We start from the raw sequence: 15,928 nt of genomic DNA, 5'->3' as shown, positions 1-15,928 counted from the left end.
CTGACAGGGGGCGCTGGAGTCCTATAATAGAAAATCCCGCATGGCGATCGACTGGTTTCCTCTGTGGCTCAGTTTGCGCGTTGCCGCGCTGTCCACGATTGTCGCCCTCCTGGCTGGATTGTGGCTGGGTTGGCTGCAAACCACGAAGAATTACCGTGGGAAGGACATCCTCGACGCCATCGTCACGCTGCCGCTGGTGCTGCCGCCCACGGTGCTGGGCTACTACCTGCTGATCGTGCTGGGGCGGCAGAGTCCGCTGGGCCGGTTGTACGAATGGGTCTTCGGGCAGTCGCTGGTGTTCACCTGGCAGGCGGCGGTGGTGGCGGCGCTGCTGCATTCGGCTCCGCTACTCATTAAATTCTCTACAGCCGCACTGGAGAGCGTGCCGCGGCGGTATGGGAAGGCCGCGCGGTCGTTGGGCGCTACCGAATGGATGGTCTTTTGGCGGGTGTCGCTGCCTCTGGCCTGGAATCAGATCCTGGCTGCGACCGCGCTGGCGTTTGCACGGTCGCTGGGCGACTTCGGCATCACGATGATGGTGGCGGGCAATATCCCGGGCCGGACCCAGACGATCTCGGTGGCCATTTATGATGCGGTGGAAGGCGGGCGCGGCGATGTGGCGCGGGTGCTGGTGCTGGTGATCTCCGCGGTGGCACTGGTGAGCCTGACGCTGGCAAACCGGCTGGGCCGGGTGTCGGTGGGGAAGGCGGCGCATTGATCGACGCACGGGTTCGGAAGGAGTTTGCGGGCTCGGCGGAGACGGCTCCGTTTACGCTGGACGTCCACGTGAAGACGCAGGCCGGGCTGGCGGTTCTATTTGGACCCAGCGGGGCGGGGAAGTCGCTCACCTTGGATTCGATCGCCGGGTTCGCGAAGCCGGATGAGGGGCGGATCCTGGTCGATGATGTGCTGCTGTTTGACGCGGCGGCTGGACTATCTTTGAGTCCGCAGCGGCGGCGCTGCGGGTACGTGATCCAGAATTCGGCTTTGTTTCCGCACATGACGCTGCGGGAGAATCTCGCCTTTGCGGCGGAGCGGCTGGACCGGTTGGAGCGGCGGCGGCAGGTGGGCGAGATGCTGGAACGGTTCCGCCTGACGGAAGTGGCGGGCAGCCGGCCGGCCGCGTTGTCGGGCGGGCAGAGGCAGCGCGGCGCGATCGCCCGGGCGCTGTTGTCGCAGCCTCGGCTCCTGTTGCTGGATGAGCCTTCCAGCGGGCTGGACTTCGTGCTGCGGGAAGAGTTCTATGCGGTGCTGGAGGAAGTGCGCCGGTCGTTCCGGATTCCGATGCTGCTGGTGACGCACGATCTGGACGAAGCGCTCCAGTTGGGTGACGAGATGTTCGTCTTCCGGGGCGGGCGAGTGGTGCAGGCGGGGGCGCCGTCGGCGATTCTGGACCATCCGGCTACCGAAGAGGTGGCGGGGCTGCTGGGCCGGTTCAACGTGTTCGACGCCGAGATTGTGGCCATGGATCCGGCGGCCAAGAGCAGCCGGTTGCGGTGCGGTCCGGGGTTCGAGATCGCGGGTCCTTACTTTCCAGGGCATCTGCTGGGCTCGCATCTGCGCTTAGGCGTGCGGGCGGAGATGCTGCGGGTGAAACCGTTCGGCGGAGCCGGCGTGGTGATGAAGCTGCTGCGGCAGAGCAGGCGGACGCAGACGGTGCGGCTGGAGTTCGCGGGCGGCATCGTGGCCGAGATGCCCGAACGTTCGTTCGATGGCGAGTCGCATAATGGGGAATGGGTGGTAGAGTTTCCGCCCAGTGCGCTGCGCCAGCTCAAATCATGAAGACCTTACCGGAATACGAAGAACTGGCTACTGTCGCCCATGGCCATTTGTGCGCGGGCCAGATCCTGGGTTTGCGCATGGCGGTGCACGGACTGGCGCTGTTGGGGATCGACGATCCGACAGGCACGCAACGCAAGCGGCTGGTGACGTTTGTCGAGATCGACCGCTGCGCCACGGACGCCATCACCGTAGTGACTGGCTGCCGGCTGGGCAAGCGCGCGCTGAAGTTCCTGGATTTCGGCAAGATGGCGGCCACGTTCTGCGATCTGGAGACCGGACGCGCGGTGCGTGTGGCGGCGAAAGAATCGAGCAAACAGCGGGCGGCCGAGCTCTATCCGGAGATCCTCGAGAAGAACAAACAGCAGATGAAGGCCTACCGCGAGCTGAGCGAGGCCGAGCTGTTCGACGTGCAGTGGGTGAAGGTCCGCGTCGGACCCGAGGATCTGCCGGGCTTCAAGGGACCGCGGGTTTCGTGCTGCGAGTGCGGCGAGGGCATCAGCTTCCAACGGGAGGTCGTGGTGGACGGGCGCACCTTGTGCCGGAGCTGCGCGGGGCAGCGCTACTATGAACCGCTATCAGATCACGGACCGGAAGAGCGCCGGTAGTCTCGACGCCCTGCTGGCTTCGATTGCGCGAAGCGATGCGGCGGGGGTCGAGATGATCCAGGTGCGGGAGAAAGACCTGGAGGCGCGGGCGCTGTGCGAACTGGTGACCCGAGTGGTCTCGGTCTGCCGGAACGCCCGGGTGTTGGTGAACTCGCGAGTGGACGTGGCCCTGGCCTGCGGAGCGCACGGAGCGCATCTGCCGGGCGGGTCGATGGCTCCGTCGGCGTGGCGGCCCATTACTCCGGCTGGATTCCTGATCGGCGTATCCTGTCACGATTTGGATGAATTGCAGGCGGCGGAAGCGGGCGGGGCGGATTTCGCCGTGTTTGGCCCGGTGTTCCGGCCGTTGTCGAAGCAGGACGACCGGCCGTGCTGGGGGCTGGAGGGGCTGCGGCGGGCGGCCGGGTCAGTGGAGCTTCCGGTGTACGCGCTGGGTGGGATCACGTGGGAGAACGCCGGGTCGTGTGTCGAGGCGGGCGCCGCGGGCGTGGCGGGCATCACGCTATTCCGATAACTATGCAACCTACAGAGCGGTTTTCCAACAGAGTCGACAACTATGTGAAGTACCGGCCGGGCTATCCGGACGCGCTGGTGCGGAAGTTGGAGAGCGAGGGACTGGCTCCTGGCGCGCAGGTGGTGGATGTGGCTTGTGGGACGGGTATCTCCACGGAATTGTTCGTCCGGAATGGGTACTCTGTGATCGGGATTGAGCCGAATGCGGCGATGCGCGCGGCGGCGTTGCAGCAGGGCTTCGATGTGCGGGAAGGCAGGGGCGAGGCGACGGGCTTGCCCGAGGCCAGCGCGGATCTGGTGGTGTGCGCGCAGGCGTTCCACTGGGTGGACCTGCCGGCGGCGCGGACGGAGTTTCTGCGGATCGTGAAGCCGGGCGGGCTGATCGCGATCGTCTGGAACATCCGGCTGCGGAACGCCAGCCCGTTTCTGGTGGAGCTGGAGCGGTTGCTGGTGGAGAGCAGCACGGAGTATGCGGCACGGTTCTCGGCCGATAAGGAAGAGACGGTGAATGTCGCGGCAGTGTTTGCGCCCACGCCGGTGGAGCGCTGGACGGCGCCGAACGAACAGGTACTGGATTGGGCCGGGTTGAAGGGGCGGCTGCTGTCGGCGTCGTATGTGCCTGTGGGGGATGACGCGTTTGTGGACCGGTTGCGGGCGATCTACGACCGGCACCAAATGGATGGACTGGTGCGGATAGTTTACGAGTGCCGGCTGTACTGGCTGCGAGCAGCTTAAAGGCTGCGGTAGTAGGCGATGAGGTCGAGGACCGGCGGCTTCTGGCCCAGGGTGCGCAGGAAGCCGGAGACCTGGCCGCGGTGGTGGGTGCCGTGGTTCACCAGGTGCAGCACGATCTGATAGACGGGCGTGGACCAGGCGTTGCCCTTCAGGTCGTGGTAACTGATTGATTCCAGGATCTGTTCATCGCTGAGGCCGGCGAGGAAGTGGCGCCAGCCATCGTAGACCTCCGGCCACTGCTCGCGCACGACGCTGAGCTGGAAATCCGAGTCGCCCAGGACGAGCTTGTCGGCGGCCTGGTGCATGCGGGAGAGCCAGATCCTGTCGGCGCGGTAAAGATGGACGAGGGTGCCGAGAATGCTCTTGTCGGAGGTGCCGAAGTCGTGCTGGAGCTGGTCATCGGAGAGTTCGGCGACGGCCGAGACCAGGCGGCGTGAGGCCCAGGCGGCGTAGTCGATGTGGGCGAGCAGGGTGTCTTTGGAAACCATGGGTCCAGCCTCCTATTTGAATGAAGGTAAAACACCTTGATAGCACGGCGGGGCGGGCCTTGCGGCATAGTGGAGCATCGGGTCCCAATTCCTCTATTTCAATTGTGATACGATTCCGCTCAGACGGACGCCTGTCCTGTTAATCGGCGCCCAATCCACTCTTGGAGTGTGCCAAGTGAAGGTATACGAAAGCACTGAAGTCCGAAACGTGGCCCTCGTCGGTCACGGGCATAGCGGAAAGACGTCGCTCGCGGCCGGCATGCTGTTTGCCACCGGTGCGACCAATCGCTTGACTCGGGTTGACGAGGGCAACACGATCACGGATTTTGACGATGAGGAGATCAACAGAAAGCTGACGATTTCCACCTCTCTCGCGGTCGTGGAATGGAAGAAGAAGAAGCTGAACGTTTTTGATACGCCAGGCTTCAACCTCTTCATGTACGACACGAAGATTTCGATGGCCGCCGCGGATGCCGCACTGATCCTGGTGGATGGCGTCGCCGGCGTCGAAGTGATGACGGAGAAGGTCTGGGAGTACGCGGAGCAGTATGCGCTGCCGCGAGCTTTTTTGATTAACAAGCTGGATCGCGAACGCAGCGACTTTGACCGGGCGCTGGCGAATATCCAGGAGATTTTCGGACGGTATTGCGTCCCGATCTATCTGCCGATCGGCAAGGAGCGGGATTTCACGGGCGTTGTGGACGTGATCTCGATGAAGGCCTGGACGTATACGCCGGATGGCGACGGCCAGGGCAAGGAGATCCCGATTCCGGCGTCGATGGCCGATGAGGCGAAGGCCGCGCACGATGCCCTGATCGAGATGATCGCGGAAGGCAAGGACGAGCTGATGGAGAAGTTCTTCGAGAACGGCACGCTGCCGGTCGAAGACATCATGGCCGGTCTGCACGACGCGGTGAAGGAAGACAAGATCTTCCCGGTGATGTGCGGTTCGGCGCTGCGCAACATCGGCACGGATCTGGTGATGGAGTTCCTGCAGGAGTTCTGCCCGAATCCGACGGAGCATCCGTCGTTGAAGGCGATGGTGGGCGACCACGAGGAGTTCAAGGCGATCACGGACAAGGACCACGTGACGGCCTATGTCTTCAAGACCGTGGCTGATCCGTTCTCGGGCCGGTTGAGCTTCTTCAAGGTCTGCACGGGTGTGTTGAAGAACGACATGACCCTGGTGGATATGCGGAGCAAGAGCCAGGAGCGGCTGGCGCACATCAGCGTGCCGATGGGCAAGACGCTGCAGCCGGTGAACGAGCTGCACGCGGGTGACATCGGCGTGGTGGCGAAGCTGAAGGAAGTGCTGACCGCCGACACGCTGTGTGAAAAGGGCGATTCGGTGGAGTATCCGAAGGTGGAGATTCCGGAACCGTCGATCGCGTATGCCATTGCTGCGAAATCGCGCAACGACGAAGACCGCATGGGCAACTCGGTGGCGAAGATCCTGGAAGAAGACCAGGGGCTGCGGTTCTACCGGGATCCGCAGACGAAGGACTTCCTGCTGGCCGGCAGCGGCGGGCAGCACATCGAAGTGATCGTGAGCCGGCTGAAGAAGCGCTACAACGTCGAAGTGGAGTTGCGGCAGCCGAAGATTCCGTACCGCGAGACGATTCGCGGGTTTGCGGATGTGCACGGACGCCACAAGAAGCAGACGGGCGGCCACGGCCAGTTCGGCGACTGCCGCATCAAGATGGAACCGATGGAGCGCGGCGGCGGCTTCGAGTACGTCAACAACATCTTTGGCGGCGCGGTGCCCAGGCAGTTCATCCCGGCGATTGAAAAGGGCATTCTGGAAGCGGCTGCGCGCGGCTACCTGGCCGGCTTCCCGGTGGTAGATTTCCGGGTGACGCTCTATGACGGGTCGTACCACGATGTGGACTCGTCGGAAATGGCGTTCAAGATCGCCGGCCGCAAGGCCTTCAAACTGGCAATGGAGGCGGCCAAGCCGACACTGCTGGAGCCGATCATGAAGGTGGAAGTGGCCGGTCCGGTGGAGTATGCCGGCGACCTGATGAGCGACATGAACGGGCGGCGGGGCCGCATCAGCGGCATGGACACCAAGGGCGGGACGCAGATCATCCGCGCCGTGGTGCCGATGTCGGAAATGCTGACCTACCAGAACGACCTGACGTCGATGACGCAGGGCCGGGCCTCGTTCTCGATGGAGTTTTCGCACTACGACTACGTGCCGGCCTTGAACGCCGATAAGATCATCGCGGCGTACAAGGCTTCGGCTACTGGCGAAGTGGACGAAGACGAATAGTCCCGCAGCGAAGTTGGAAGAACGGGCCGGACGGGCATGGGCGCCTTTCCGGCCCGTTCTGTTTGGCGCCCGGGGTGATGGAGGAACGTTCAGCGAAGGGTGTCAGGCAGGCAAGGCCAGCGGAATGTGCCTATCCTGTTAAGTGCATGTTTCAATCCATTGGGCGCTGGATGCGGCGATGGTCTGACCGTGAACCGGGCAAGTCCGCACAGACCCACCTGATCCTGAGTTTCGTCATTGGCGCGGTTGTGGGGCTGGTGGTGGTTGCGTTTATCCTGCTCACCGGACGCCTGGCGGCGAGGATGTACCCTCCGGGCGGCGCGGCGTGGCGGCGGGTCCTGGTGCCGGTGCTGGGGGCGCTGAGTACGGGCTGGCTGCTGGCGAAGTACTTTCCCGGCGCGCGCGGCAGCGGCATTCCGCAGACCAAATTCGCGATCTTCATCCACGACGGCTATATCTCACTGAAGACGGTGCTGGGGAAGTTTCTGTGCTGCTCCACGTCGCTGGCGAGCGGCATTGCGCTGGGCCGCGAAGGGCCTTCGGTGCAGATTGGGGCGGGCATCGCCTCCGTGCTGGGGCGGCGTTGCGGGCTGCAGGGCGACGACGTGAAGGCGCTGATTCCGGTGGGCTGCTCGGCCGCACTGGCGGCGGCTTTCAATACACCCATTGCGGCGGTGCTGTTCTCGCTGGAAGAGATTCTGGGCGACCTGCACGCTCCGGTGCTGGGGTCGGTCGTGATCAGCTCGGCGACCTCGTGGATGGTGCTGCACATGATCCTGGGGGACGAGCCGCTGTTCCATGTGCCGGCGTACCAGTTGGTGAGCCCGATCGAGTTTGTCGTCTACGCAGTGCTGGGCGTGGTGGGCGGCCTGGCTTCGGTGGCCTTCGTGAAGCTGCTGCTGGGCTTGCGGATCTGGTTCCGCGGCTTGCCGGCGAAGACGGTGTGGCTGCAGCCGGCCGTAGGCGGATTGCTGGTGGGCCTGATGGGCTGGTTTCTGCCGGAAGTGCTCGGCGTCGGGTATGACTACGTGGAGCGTGTACTTGGCGGGGATATGGCGGTGCGGACCATCGCGTTGCTGGTGGTGCTGAAGATTGTGGCGACGGCGGTGTGTTACTCGTCGGGCAACGCGGGCGGCATCTTCGGGCCGAGCCTGTTCATCGGCGCGATGGTAGGCGGTACGGTGGGCAGCGTGGCCCATGCGCTGCTGCCGGGGGTAACGGCGAATCCCGGTGCATATGCGCTGATCGGCATGGGTACGGCGTTTGCCGGGATTGTGCGGACTCCGCTGACCTCGGTGATCATGATCTTCGAGATGACGAGGGACTACTCGATCATCGTGCCGCTGATGATCTCGAACCTGATCAGTTTCTTCGTGTCGTACCGGCTGCAGCGGCAACCCATCTATGAGGCTTTGGCGCAGCAGGAGGGGGTATCGCTGCCGACCGGGGAGGAGCGCGAGCACATGGCGCGGCTGAGCGTCGCGGATGTCCTGGAAGACGCGGCGAGCATGACGGCTGAGGAACTGCTGGCAGCCCGGCAGACGCTACCGGGGGCTGCGGCGGCGGACGAAGAGCGTCCCTTCGTTCATCCAGACCATCCGCTGAGCCTGGCCCTGGAGAAGATGGGCGACCATCACCTGGGCGTGCTGCCCGTGGTGAGCCGTGCGAATGTCTCGCAACTGCTGGGCGTGGTGCGGCTGCCGGCGATCCTCAAGGCGTTTGGGGTGGCGCAGGAGGGGCCGCGATGAAGCCCGGGTTCATCCTGTCCGTCCTGGCGATCGTGCTGGGGCTGATTGTCGTCGACCAGTTCCTGGCGCGGCTGGAGCGGAACGAGATTCTCGGCGAGGCGGCGGCCCACTACCGGGAAGGCACGCAGTTGCTGAACCGTGGGGACTCGGCGGGTGCGGTGCGGCTGATTGAGCGGGCGCATGTGCTGCAACGGGGCAATCGTGGGTATCAGTTGGCGCTCGCCGGAGCGCTGCTGGCGGCCGGACGCCTGTCCGATTCCGAGGCCCAACTGAGGCCGGTGCTGAATGCGGATTCCAACGCGGGCGACGCCAATCTGGCGATGGCTCGCTTGCAGGTGAAGCTGGGCAATGACCGGGAAGCGGAAGCCTATTACCACCGCGCGGTGTATGGGAAGTGGGCCGGCGCGGGTCCTGCGGACGAGGTCAGGATGGAACTGGCGGAGTTCCTGGCCGAGGCCGGCGAACCGCAGAAGCTGCTGGCCGAGGTCCTGTTGATTCAGAATGATGCGAAGGTGGCCCCGGCGCGGGAGCGGCAGATCGCTCATTTGCTGGTGGTGGCCGGGGCGCCGGCGCGCGCGGCGGACAGTTACCGGTCGCTGCTGCGGCGGAATCCGGATGATGTCGAGGCCCTGTCGGGGTTGGCTGAGGCGGATATGGCATTGGGCGAGTTCTCCGCCGCCCTGGAGAGCCTGCGAAGGGCGCAGCGGTTGCGCTCAGGGGATGCCCAGATTGAGGCGCGGCTGGAGTTTGCGTCCCAGTTGAGCGAGTTGGACCCCACTCCGCGGCGCCTGGCGTCGAAGGAGAAGTTTGAGCGGAGCAGGAAGGTACTGGAACTGGCCAAGACGGACCTGCGGATCTGCGCCCAGTTGAAAGGGGCTACGGCGAAGCTGCAGCCGGCGCTGGACGATGTCGAGTTGAAGGAGCGGCAGATGCGCTCCACGGACAATGAGTCGGCCGAGGTTCTGCTGGATTTCGCGCAATCGTTGTGGCGCAGCCGGCAGCAGACCTGCACGACGCCGGTGCCGGAGAGCGATCCGCTGCCGTTGTTGATCCATAAAATCGGCCAATAACGCTTGGGCGGGCGGCCAGGGTGCGATAGAGTAAACCTCGATGAGATCCCTGATGGCATCCGCCTTGTTGTGCGCGTGCGCCTGTTCGGCGCAGGGCGGCGAGTTGATGGCCAGTGCGGCCAAGCGCAGTATCACGCCCGATTTGAAGAGCGGCCGGCCTGTGTATATGGCCGGATTCGGGACCGGGCGGGCGGCCACGGGGGTCCACGACGACCTTTGGGTTCGTTGCGTCGCGCTATCGACCGGCGAGAAGCCGCTGGTGATTTGCGCGGCGGACTCGATCGGGCTGCTGTGGGAGGATGTTCAAAAGATCCGCGCGGGCGCGCCGCGGGCGACGGTGATTGTGGCGGCGACGCACGTCCACGAGGGGCCCGACACGATGGGCCTGTGGGGCCCGAAGCAGGGTGTCAGCGGGATCGATGAGGCGTATAACGCGCTGCTGGTGGCGCGCGCGGTGGAGGCGATCCAGGAGTGCCTGTCCACGCTGCGGCCGGCCACGGCCACGCTGGCGGGGGTGACGCCGAAGGATGTCGACGGGTATTTCGACGACAGCCGGCCGCCGGTGGTGCACGATCCGCAGATCCTGGCCCTGGCGGTGAACGATATGCGGCGGGCACGGATCGCGACGCTGGTGAACTGGACGAACCATCCGGAGACGCTGGGCAGCAAGAATACGCTGATCACGGCGGACTGGCCCGCGGGTTTGACGGCACGGCTGGAGAGCCTGGAGGGCGGGCTGGTGGTCTATGTGAACGGCGCGGTGGGCGGGATGCAGTCGCCATTGGGCGCGAAGATCGTGGATCCGAAGACGAAGAAGCCGGCTCCGGCCGAGACGTTCCGGTTTGCCGAGGCGGTGGGCGAGTATGTGGCCGAGCATGTCCATAGTGCGCTGCACGACGCGAGGGCGGTGACGCTGGACACGATTACCTATCGGGAAAAGTTAGTACAGATTCCTGTGGCGAATGCGGGGTTCCTGATGGCCGCGCAGGCGGGTTTGTTCAAGGGGCGGCAGTCGATGGACGGAGGGAATACGAAGGCTCCGGTGGGGTATCTGCGTTTGAGTGGTCAGGGCGTTCCGCAGTTGGAAGTGGCGTTGATTCCAGGCGAGATGTACCCGGAATTGAGCGTGGGGGGCGTGGTGAAGGACCCCGGGGCGGACTTTCCGGAGGCTCCCGTGGAGCGGCCGATCAAAAGTATGCTGACGGCTCCGTATAAGATGTTGTTTGGGTTGGCGAACGACGAGATAGGCTACATCATCCCGAAGGTACAGTGGGACGAGAAGCCGCCGTTCACCTTTGGCGCCAGGAAACGCTGGTATGGCGAGGTGAATTCGGTGGGTCCGGAGGCCGCTCCGGTGATCGCGCAGGCCGTGGAAGAGCTGGTGAAAGCAAGCGGCAAACCCTAAAGCAGACCAGCTATACTGAAATTGGACTCATCCATCCCATTCTTTTAGATCTTTAAGACCCAGGAGAGAGAATGCCCAAGCGTATTGTGATCCTTACAGGCGGCGGCGACGTCCCCGGTTTGAATGCCGTTATTAAGCAAGTAACCTACCGCGGCGTCGGCATGGACTATGAAGTGGTTGGTGTTCGTCGCGGCTGGGAGGGTCTCACCCACCTGAACCTGGACGATGCCGACAGCAAGTCGCGCTACATCCTGCCGCTCACCCCGTTGAATACCCGCACCATCGACCGCACCGGCGGCACGTTCCTGCACTCCTCGCGCACGAATCCGGCGAAGATGAAGTCGTTGCCGGAGCATCTGAAGGGCCTGACCTTCCCCACGAAGGACATTGAGAAGGGCGGCAAGGTTTCCACCGTTTTCGACGTCACGACGCAGGTTCTGAAGAACCTGGAAGCGCTGGGCGCCGACACGGTGATTGCCATCGGCGGCGACGACACGTTGAGCTACGCGCGGCGTCTGCATGACGAAGGCGTGAAGGTCATCGCGATTCCGAAAACGATGGACAACGACGTGCAGCACACCGAGTACTGCATCGGCTTTTCGACGGCCATCACGCGCGCCGAGAGCGCCATCCAGCGCCAGCGCACGACGGTGGGTTCGCATGAACGCATCGGCATCTTCCGCATCTTCGGCCGCGATGCCGGCTACACGGCGCTCTACACCGCGTATGTGACGAACATCCGCTGCGTCATCCCCGAGTTCAAGGTGGACCTGGACAACCTCATCAACCTGCTGGTGCAGGACAAGAAGAGCAATCCTTCCAACTACTCGCTGGTGCTGCTGTCGGAAGGCGCCGAGTGGGAAGGCTACCAGGTGAAGCATTTTGGTGAAGCCGACGCCTATGGCCACCAGAAGAAGGCCAATGTCGGTGACGACTTGGCGGTGGAGATCAAGGCGAAGACGAAGGAAGAGACGATCGTCAGCGACCTGACCTACGACCTGCGCTCGGGCGATCCGGACTTCACGGACAAGCTGGTGGCGTGCACCTACGGCAACATGGCGATGGACGCCCTGGCCGAAGGCAACAGCGGCCTGATGACGGGTATCGTCAACGGCTGTTTCGACATGGTGGAGATCCCCGATCCGAAGCTGGGACCGCGCAAGGTGGAACTGGGCTCGATGTACAACACCGAGCGGTACCGCCCGAACTACTCCAACAAGCGGGGCCTGCCGATCTTCCTGTGCCGCGCCTAATGGGCTTCTTCGACAAGCTGTTTTCGAAAAAGAAGCCAAGTGAACTGACGCCGGATCTCGCTAACGAGATCCGGCGTTCGTTTGAGGAGTCGGCGGGGGATGAAGAGCATTTCCCGTCCACGATCGATCCGCGCATTTACCACGTGAAGCTGATCGTCGACTACTTCGGCGACCTGGGGACGGGCCGGGCGCTGGACATCGGCTGCGGCAAGGGGCGGTTTGCGCGGATCCTGAAAGAACGGAATCCGGAGGCGGAAGTCGCGGCGATGGACTTGGCCGTGGCGATGCTGCGGTTCGCGGATGCGAATCTGGATCGCGTAGCCGGTTCGATGCTCGACCTGCCGTTTCGCAGCGGTAGTTTCGACGCGGCGTATGCCACCGAGTCCCTGGAGCACGCGGTGGACATCGAGCGCGCCGTGGGCGAGATGTGCCGGGTCTTGAAGCCGGGCGCGAAGCTGGTGATCATCGACAAGAACGCCGCGCACTGGGGGCGGCTGGAGACCCCGCAGTGGGAGAAGTGGTTCCACGACGAGGAGCTCAAAAAGCTGCTGCGGCGGCATTGCCGCCACGTCGAGTCGAAACCGGTCTCCTACTGGGAGGACGTCGAGCCGGACGGCATGTTCCTGGCATGGCTGGCCGTCAAATAGGCTGGCCGGAAGGGGTGCGATGGACGGTTCGCCGATTGTTGCGGAGTATCAGAAAAAACTTGAGGATGCGGAACGGGCACTCATGACGGTGCGCGACCGCCAGGGTACGGCGCTGACCGCGCTGCTGGCGGTGTGCGTGCTCATGCTGGGCCTGGGCTGGGCGGCCTGGAAAGAGAAGGCGTTCCCGGCCTGGTATCCGCTGCTGCCGCTGCCGGTGGTCGCGTACTTCGTGAGGCGCTATACACGCGGTCATGGCGAGGCGTCGCAGGCGGTGCGGCTGCTGGGCTGGCGGGCGTCCGGATTGTCGCGGCTGATTGGCGAATGGGCGGGCAAGGGCTATGCGGGCGCCGAGTTCGACAACGCGGATCACGTCTTTCAACGCGATCTCGATCTGTTCGGAGAGGGCAGCCTGTTTGAGCTGATGGCCACGGCGCGCACGTCCATCGGAAGGCGGCGGCTGGCCGAGTACCTGACTCAGCATGTCTCCCTGGAGGAGTCGGTCGAACGCCAGAACGCCGTGCGCGAGCTGCGGCCGCTGGCGGAACTGCGCGAGCAGATTGGCCTGCTGGGCCGCTTTGAGGCACAGGAGTCGAATCGCGAGACGTTCGACCGCTGGTTTGCGATGCCGGTGATGAAGGCTCCGGCGGTGGTGCGCGTTGTGGCGGTGGTGTCGACGGCGGTCTGCGTAATTTCAGCGCTGCTGGGCCTGGCGATGGTGCTGCCCTGGTCGCTGGTCATCCTGATTGTGCTGATCTGCGTGCCGGTGAACTGCGGCCTGGGGCTGGCGTATCAGCCGGATGTGCGGCGCGTGGTGGAGGCGCTGCAGCCGGTGGGTGTCGAGATCAGCGTGTTCCGGGAAGGGCTGGAGCTGCTGCAGAAGTCGGAGTTCCAGAGCGCCAAGCTGAGACGGATTGTGGACACCCTGCGGCAGGGCAATGCGTCTTCGTCGATCCGCTGGATTGAGCGGATGATCCTGTGGCTGAACGAGCGGAATAAGGACTGGTTCTACGGGCCGTCGATGTTCCTGCTGTATGCGACGCAGATGACGATGGCGATCGAGGGCTGGCGCGCGAGCCACCAGGACGCGATGAAGGCGTGGCTCGACGACTGGGCGGAGTTCGAGGTTTTGAACGCGCTGGCCGGTTATGCCTATGAGCATCCTGGCGATCCGTTCCCGGAGCTGGTGAGCGGCGGTCCGGTGTTCGAGGGCGAGGCGCTGGGGCATCCGTTGCTGGCCGAGGAGATCTGTGTCCGCAACGATGTAGCGCTGCCGGGACCGGGTTCGTTCTATGTCGTCAGCGGCTCGAACATGGCGGGCAAGAGTACGTTCCTGCGGACGGTGGGGATCAACAGTGTCTTGGCGATGGCGGGGGCTCCGGTGCGGGCGCGGCGGCTGCGGCTATCGGGCCTGCGGGTCTGTGCTTCGATCTCGGTAGGCGATTCGCTGCTGAACCGGAGGTCGAAGTTTCTGGCCGAAGTGGAGCGGCTGAAGCTGACGCTGGAGCATGCGCGGGCCGGCGAGCCGGTGCTGTTCCTGATCGATGAGATCTTCAGCGGGACGAATTCGCACGATCGCGGGATCGCGGCGGCGGCGGTGGTGAAGACGCTCACGGGGTATGGTGCGATTGGTGCGCTGTCGACGCATGACTTGGCATTGACGGCGATGGCGGACGAGACGCTGGGGCGGAACGTCCACATGGGCAGCCGCGATGGTACGGATCCGATGGATTTCGATTACCTGGTGAAGCCGGGCGTGACGAAAGAGTCGAATGCGCTGGCCATTGCCCGGATGGCTGGTGTGCCGATATAAGGGATCGCCGGATGCCGGGCTTTCGGCGCGGCGGAAAATGTGAAATACTCGACGGCCAAGAGGGACTTCCTGGCTATGGGTATGCAATGGCGGCCTCTGTTTCTATTCCTTTTCGGCGCAATTCCAATTGCGGCGTCGCTCCAGGCACAAACCCAGACTGTATCCCTGCTATTTGGTCCATCGAGTGGAACGGCTGCTGAGACGGCCGCTGCCGCCGCGGCGCAGCGGGTGACTACCTGGCTTTCTCAAGCAGGACATGCCGTGGAAGTACGGCGCGCCGGCAGCCGCGACGGTCAGGAATTGCTGAAGTTTATGAAGCCGCCGGAATTGGAAAAGACCCTGTTGGCGGCGGCGAAAGAAGCGCAGGCCGAGACGCAGAACGATTATCTAAACGCGTTGGAGGTCGCTTCCTATTCCCTGGCCCGAGCCAAAGGCACACGGGTGTTGGTAACTTTTCTCGACCCGCCGAAGTTCAATCGCGACGGGGAAGCGCGCCTGCAGCAGATCCTGGAGCAGTGCAAATCGAAGTCAATTGCCGTTTTTGTGCTGGAACTCGGCGGACAAGCTCCGGGTGAAGGCGGACAGGCGTTGGACGCGTTGGCGACGGGCAGCGGCGGGCAGTGGGCGCGCAACTTCGAAGATCTCGACAAAGCCCTTGGCGCACTTGTGCCGGCGCAGGTCGAAGCGGCTGCCGTAGCGGCGAAACCCACGGCCGCGGCTTCGAACGCACCCTCGAATGAGCTGCAGGTTTACGCCCGGCTGGTGAAGACCGCTCCGATCCAGATTGCCAAGATCAGTGCCAAGCTGGGCCCCATGACGGGCCTGCTGATTCTGGAGGTTCCGATGCGCAGCCTGGCCTTCAAGTCGAGCGGCGGGAGTTACGAGGCCAAAGCGCGGCTGACGGCGAATATCAAGGACGCCAACGGAACCGTCGTGTGGACTGGCACGAAAGACTATTCCGTCAAGGGACCTGCCGCCAAATTGGAGCCGCGTAAAGCCGGAGCGATGTACTACGTCCGGGAACTCCAACTGCCCGCCGCTAAATACGCACTGGAGGCCAAAGTGGAGGATCTCATTGCCGAGAAGTCCGCTGTGGTCAATGGCGAGGCGGAAGGCGCCAATAGCCTACCCGGGCTGGGCGCGAGCGATCTGATGTTCGTCCGGAAGTTTGACCGCTCGGTTGATGCGATGCAAGGGGACTCGGTCATCAGCTATGAGGGCGAGGGGCTGGCCCCGATGTTGAGTCCGGCGTTTGCCGCCAATGAGCCGTTCCAACTGGAGCTCTTCTTCACGTTCTTCCCGGACATGAATGGGAAGCAGCCCGTGCTGACGCTGGATATCTTGAGCAAGGGTCAGTCGAACGGGATCACCACGCTGGCGTTTACAGACAAGTTGCGAGATGACTCGCGATCGGGCTCCGGTTCGGCCTTCGCGGGTGAGCAGAAGGGCAAGTTCCCCTATCTGGCGAGGATCGGCAACGCTTCGTTCAATGAAGGGGAGTATGAAGCCGTGATCGAGGTGAAGCAGGACTCGGTTTCGCAGAAGCGTGCCGCGCATTTCCGGGTCTACCGGAAGTAGCCGCGGATTGTCATATAGTAGA

At 63.7% G+C, this 15,928-nt stretch carries 14 protein-coding genes; 13 read left to right on the top strand and 1 reads right to left on the bottom strand.

What is annotated here, in order from left to right:
* Positions 1-40: 40 nt before the first annotated feature.
* Genes modB through IRI77_RS07615 form a run of 5 tightly spaced genes read left to right on the top strand, consistent with a single transcriptional unit; the run spans position 41 to position 3,635 of the window.
* The gene (modB, locus tag IRI77_RS07635) at positions 41-718 is read left to right on the top strand and encodes a molybdate ABC transporter permease subunit (RefSeq protein WP_194451476.1); all 678 of its coding nucleotides are present in this window, start codon (positions 41-43) and stop codon (positions 716-718) included.
* A complete protein-coding gene (locus IRI77_RS07630; protein ID WP_194451475.1) occupies positions 715-1,782 on the top strand; it encodes an ABC transporter ATP-binding protein in 1,068 nt (355 codons plus the stop codon). Before modB ends, IRI77_RS07630 begins: the two co-directional genes overlap by 4 nt.
* Complete coding sequence (locus tag IRI77_RS07625) at positions 1,779-2,387, top strand: FmdE family protein (protein ID WP_194451474.1); 609 nt, start codon at positions 1,779-1,781, stop codon at positions 2,385-2,387. The genes IRI77_RS07630 and IRI77_RS07625 overlap by 4 nt, the downstream gene beginning before the upstream one ends.
* Positions 2,347-2,901 carry a thiamine phosphate synthase gene (locus IRI77_RS07620; RefSeq protein ID WP_194451473.1) on the top strand — a complete coding sequence of 185 codons (555 nt, stop codon included), beginning with the start codon at positions 2,347-2,349 and terminating at the stop codon, positions 2,899-2,901. The genes IRI77_RS07625 and IRI77_RS07620 overlap by 41 nt, the downstream gene beginning before the upstream one ends.
* Positions 2,902-2,903: 2 nt before the next feature.
* The gene (locus tag IRI77_RS07615) at positions 2,904-3,635 is read left to right on the top strand and encodes a class I SAM-dependent methyltransferase (protein ID WP_194451472.1); all 732 of its coding nucleotides are present in this window, start codon (positions 2,904-2,906) and stop codon (positions 3,633-3,635) included.
* Here the strand turns inward: IRI77_RS07615 and IRI77_RS07610 are convergent.
* Positions 3,632-4,123, bottom strand: a complete 492-nt coding sequence (locus IRI77_RS07610; protein ID WP_194451471.1) for a DinB family protein — start codon at positions 4,121-4,123, stop codon at positions 3,632-3,634. The two genes, IRI77_RS07615 and IRI77_RS07610, sit on opposite strands and share 4 nt — an antisense overlap.
* 175 nt (positions 4,124-4,298) lie before the next feature.
* Here IRI77_RS07610 and fusA point away from each other — a divergent pair, with 175 nt between their 5' ends.
* The 8 genes from fusA to IRI77_RS07570 all read left to right on the top strand — a co-directional run bounded on the left by fusA (position 4,299) and on the right by IRI77_RS07570 (position 15,906).
* Positions 4,299-6,395, top strand: a complete 2,097-nt coding sequence (gene fusA / locus IRI77_RS07605; RefSeq protein WP_194451470.1) for an elongation factor G — start codon at positions 4,299-4,301, stop codon at positions 6,393-6,395.
* Positions 6,396-6,541: 146 nt separating this feature from the next.
* Positions 6,542-8,143: a chloride channel protein gene (locus IRI77_RS07600; protein ID WP_194451469.1), complete on the top strand. Its 1,602-nt coding sequence runs from the start codon at positions 6,542-6,544 to the stop codon at positions 8,141-8,143.
* A complete protein-coding gene (locus IRI77_RS07595) occupies positions 8,140-9,213 on the top strand; it encodes a tetratricopeptide repeat protein (protein WP_194451468.1) in 1,074 nt (357 codons plus the stop codon). Before IRI77_RS07600 ends, IRI77_RS07595 begins: the two co-directional genes overlap by 4 nt.
* A 40-nt stretch (positions 9,214-9,253) precedes the next feature.
* Positions 9,254-10,618, top strand: coding sequence for a hypothetical protein (locus tag IRI77_RS07590; protein WP_194451467.1), 1,365 nt, complete (start codon positions 9,254-9,256; stop codon positions 10,616-10,618).
* A 71-nt stretch (positions 10,619-10,689) separates the two neighbouring features.
* Positions 10,690-11,871 (top strand): 6-phosphofructokinase, encoded by a 1,182-nt coding sequence (locus IRI77_RS07585; RefSeq protein WP_194451465.1) that lies wholly within the window; start codon positions 10,690-10,692, stop codon positions 11,869-11,871.
* The gene (locus IRI77_RS07580) at positions 11,859-12,518 is read left to right on the top strand and encodes a class I SAM-dependent methyltransferase (RefSeq protein WP_194451464.1); all 660 of its coding nucleotides are present in this window, start codon (positions 11,859-11,861) and stop codon (positions 12,516-12,518) included. Before IRI77_RS07585 ends, IRI77_RS07580 begins: the two co-directional genes overlap by 13 nt.
* Before the next feature lie 82 nt (positions 12,519-12,600).
* Positions 12,601-14,328: a MutS-related protein gene (locus tag IRI77_RS07575; RefSeq protein WP_194451463.1), complete on the top strand. Its 1,728-nt coding sequence runs from the start codon at positions 12,601-12,603 to the stop codon at positions 14,326-14,328.
* 261 nt (positions 14,329-14,589) lie between these two features.
* Entirely contained in the window at positions 14,590-15,906 is a 1,317-nt protein-coding gene (locus IRI77_RS07570) for a hypothetical protein (RefSeq protein ID WP_194451462.1), read from the top strand.
* The last annotated feature ends 22 nt before the right edge of the window (positions 15,907-15,928 follow it).

The organism is Paludibaculum fermentans (genome assembly GCF_015277775.1).
GTDB classification, from domain to species: Bacteria; Acidobacteriota; Terriglobia; order Bryobacterales; family Bryobacteraceae; genus Paludibaculum; species Paludibaculum fermentans.
This window is presented reverse-complemented; position numbering and strand designations above follow the sequence as displayed.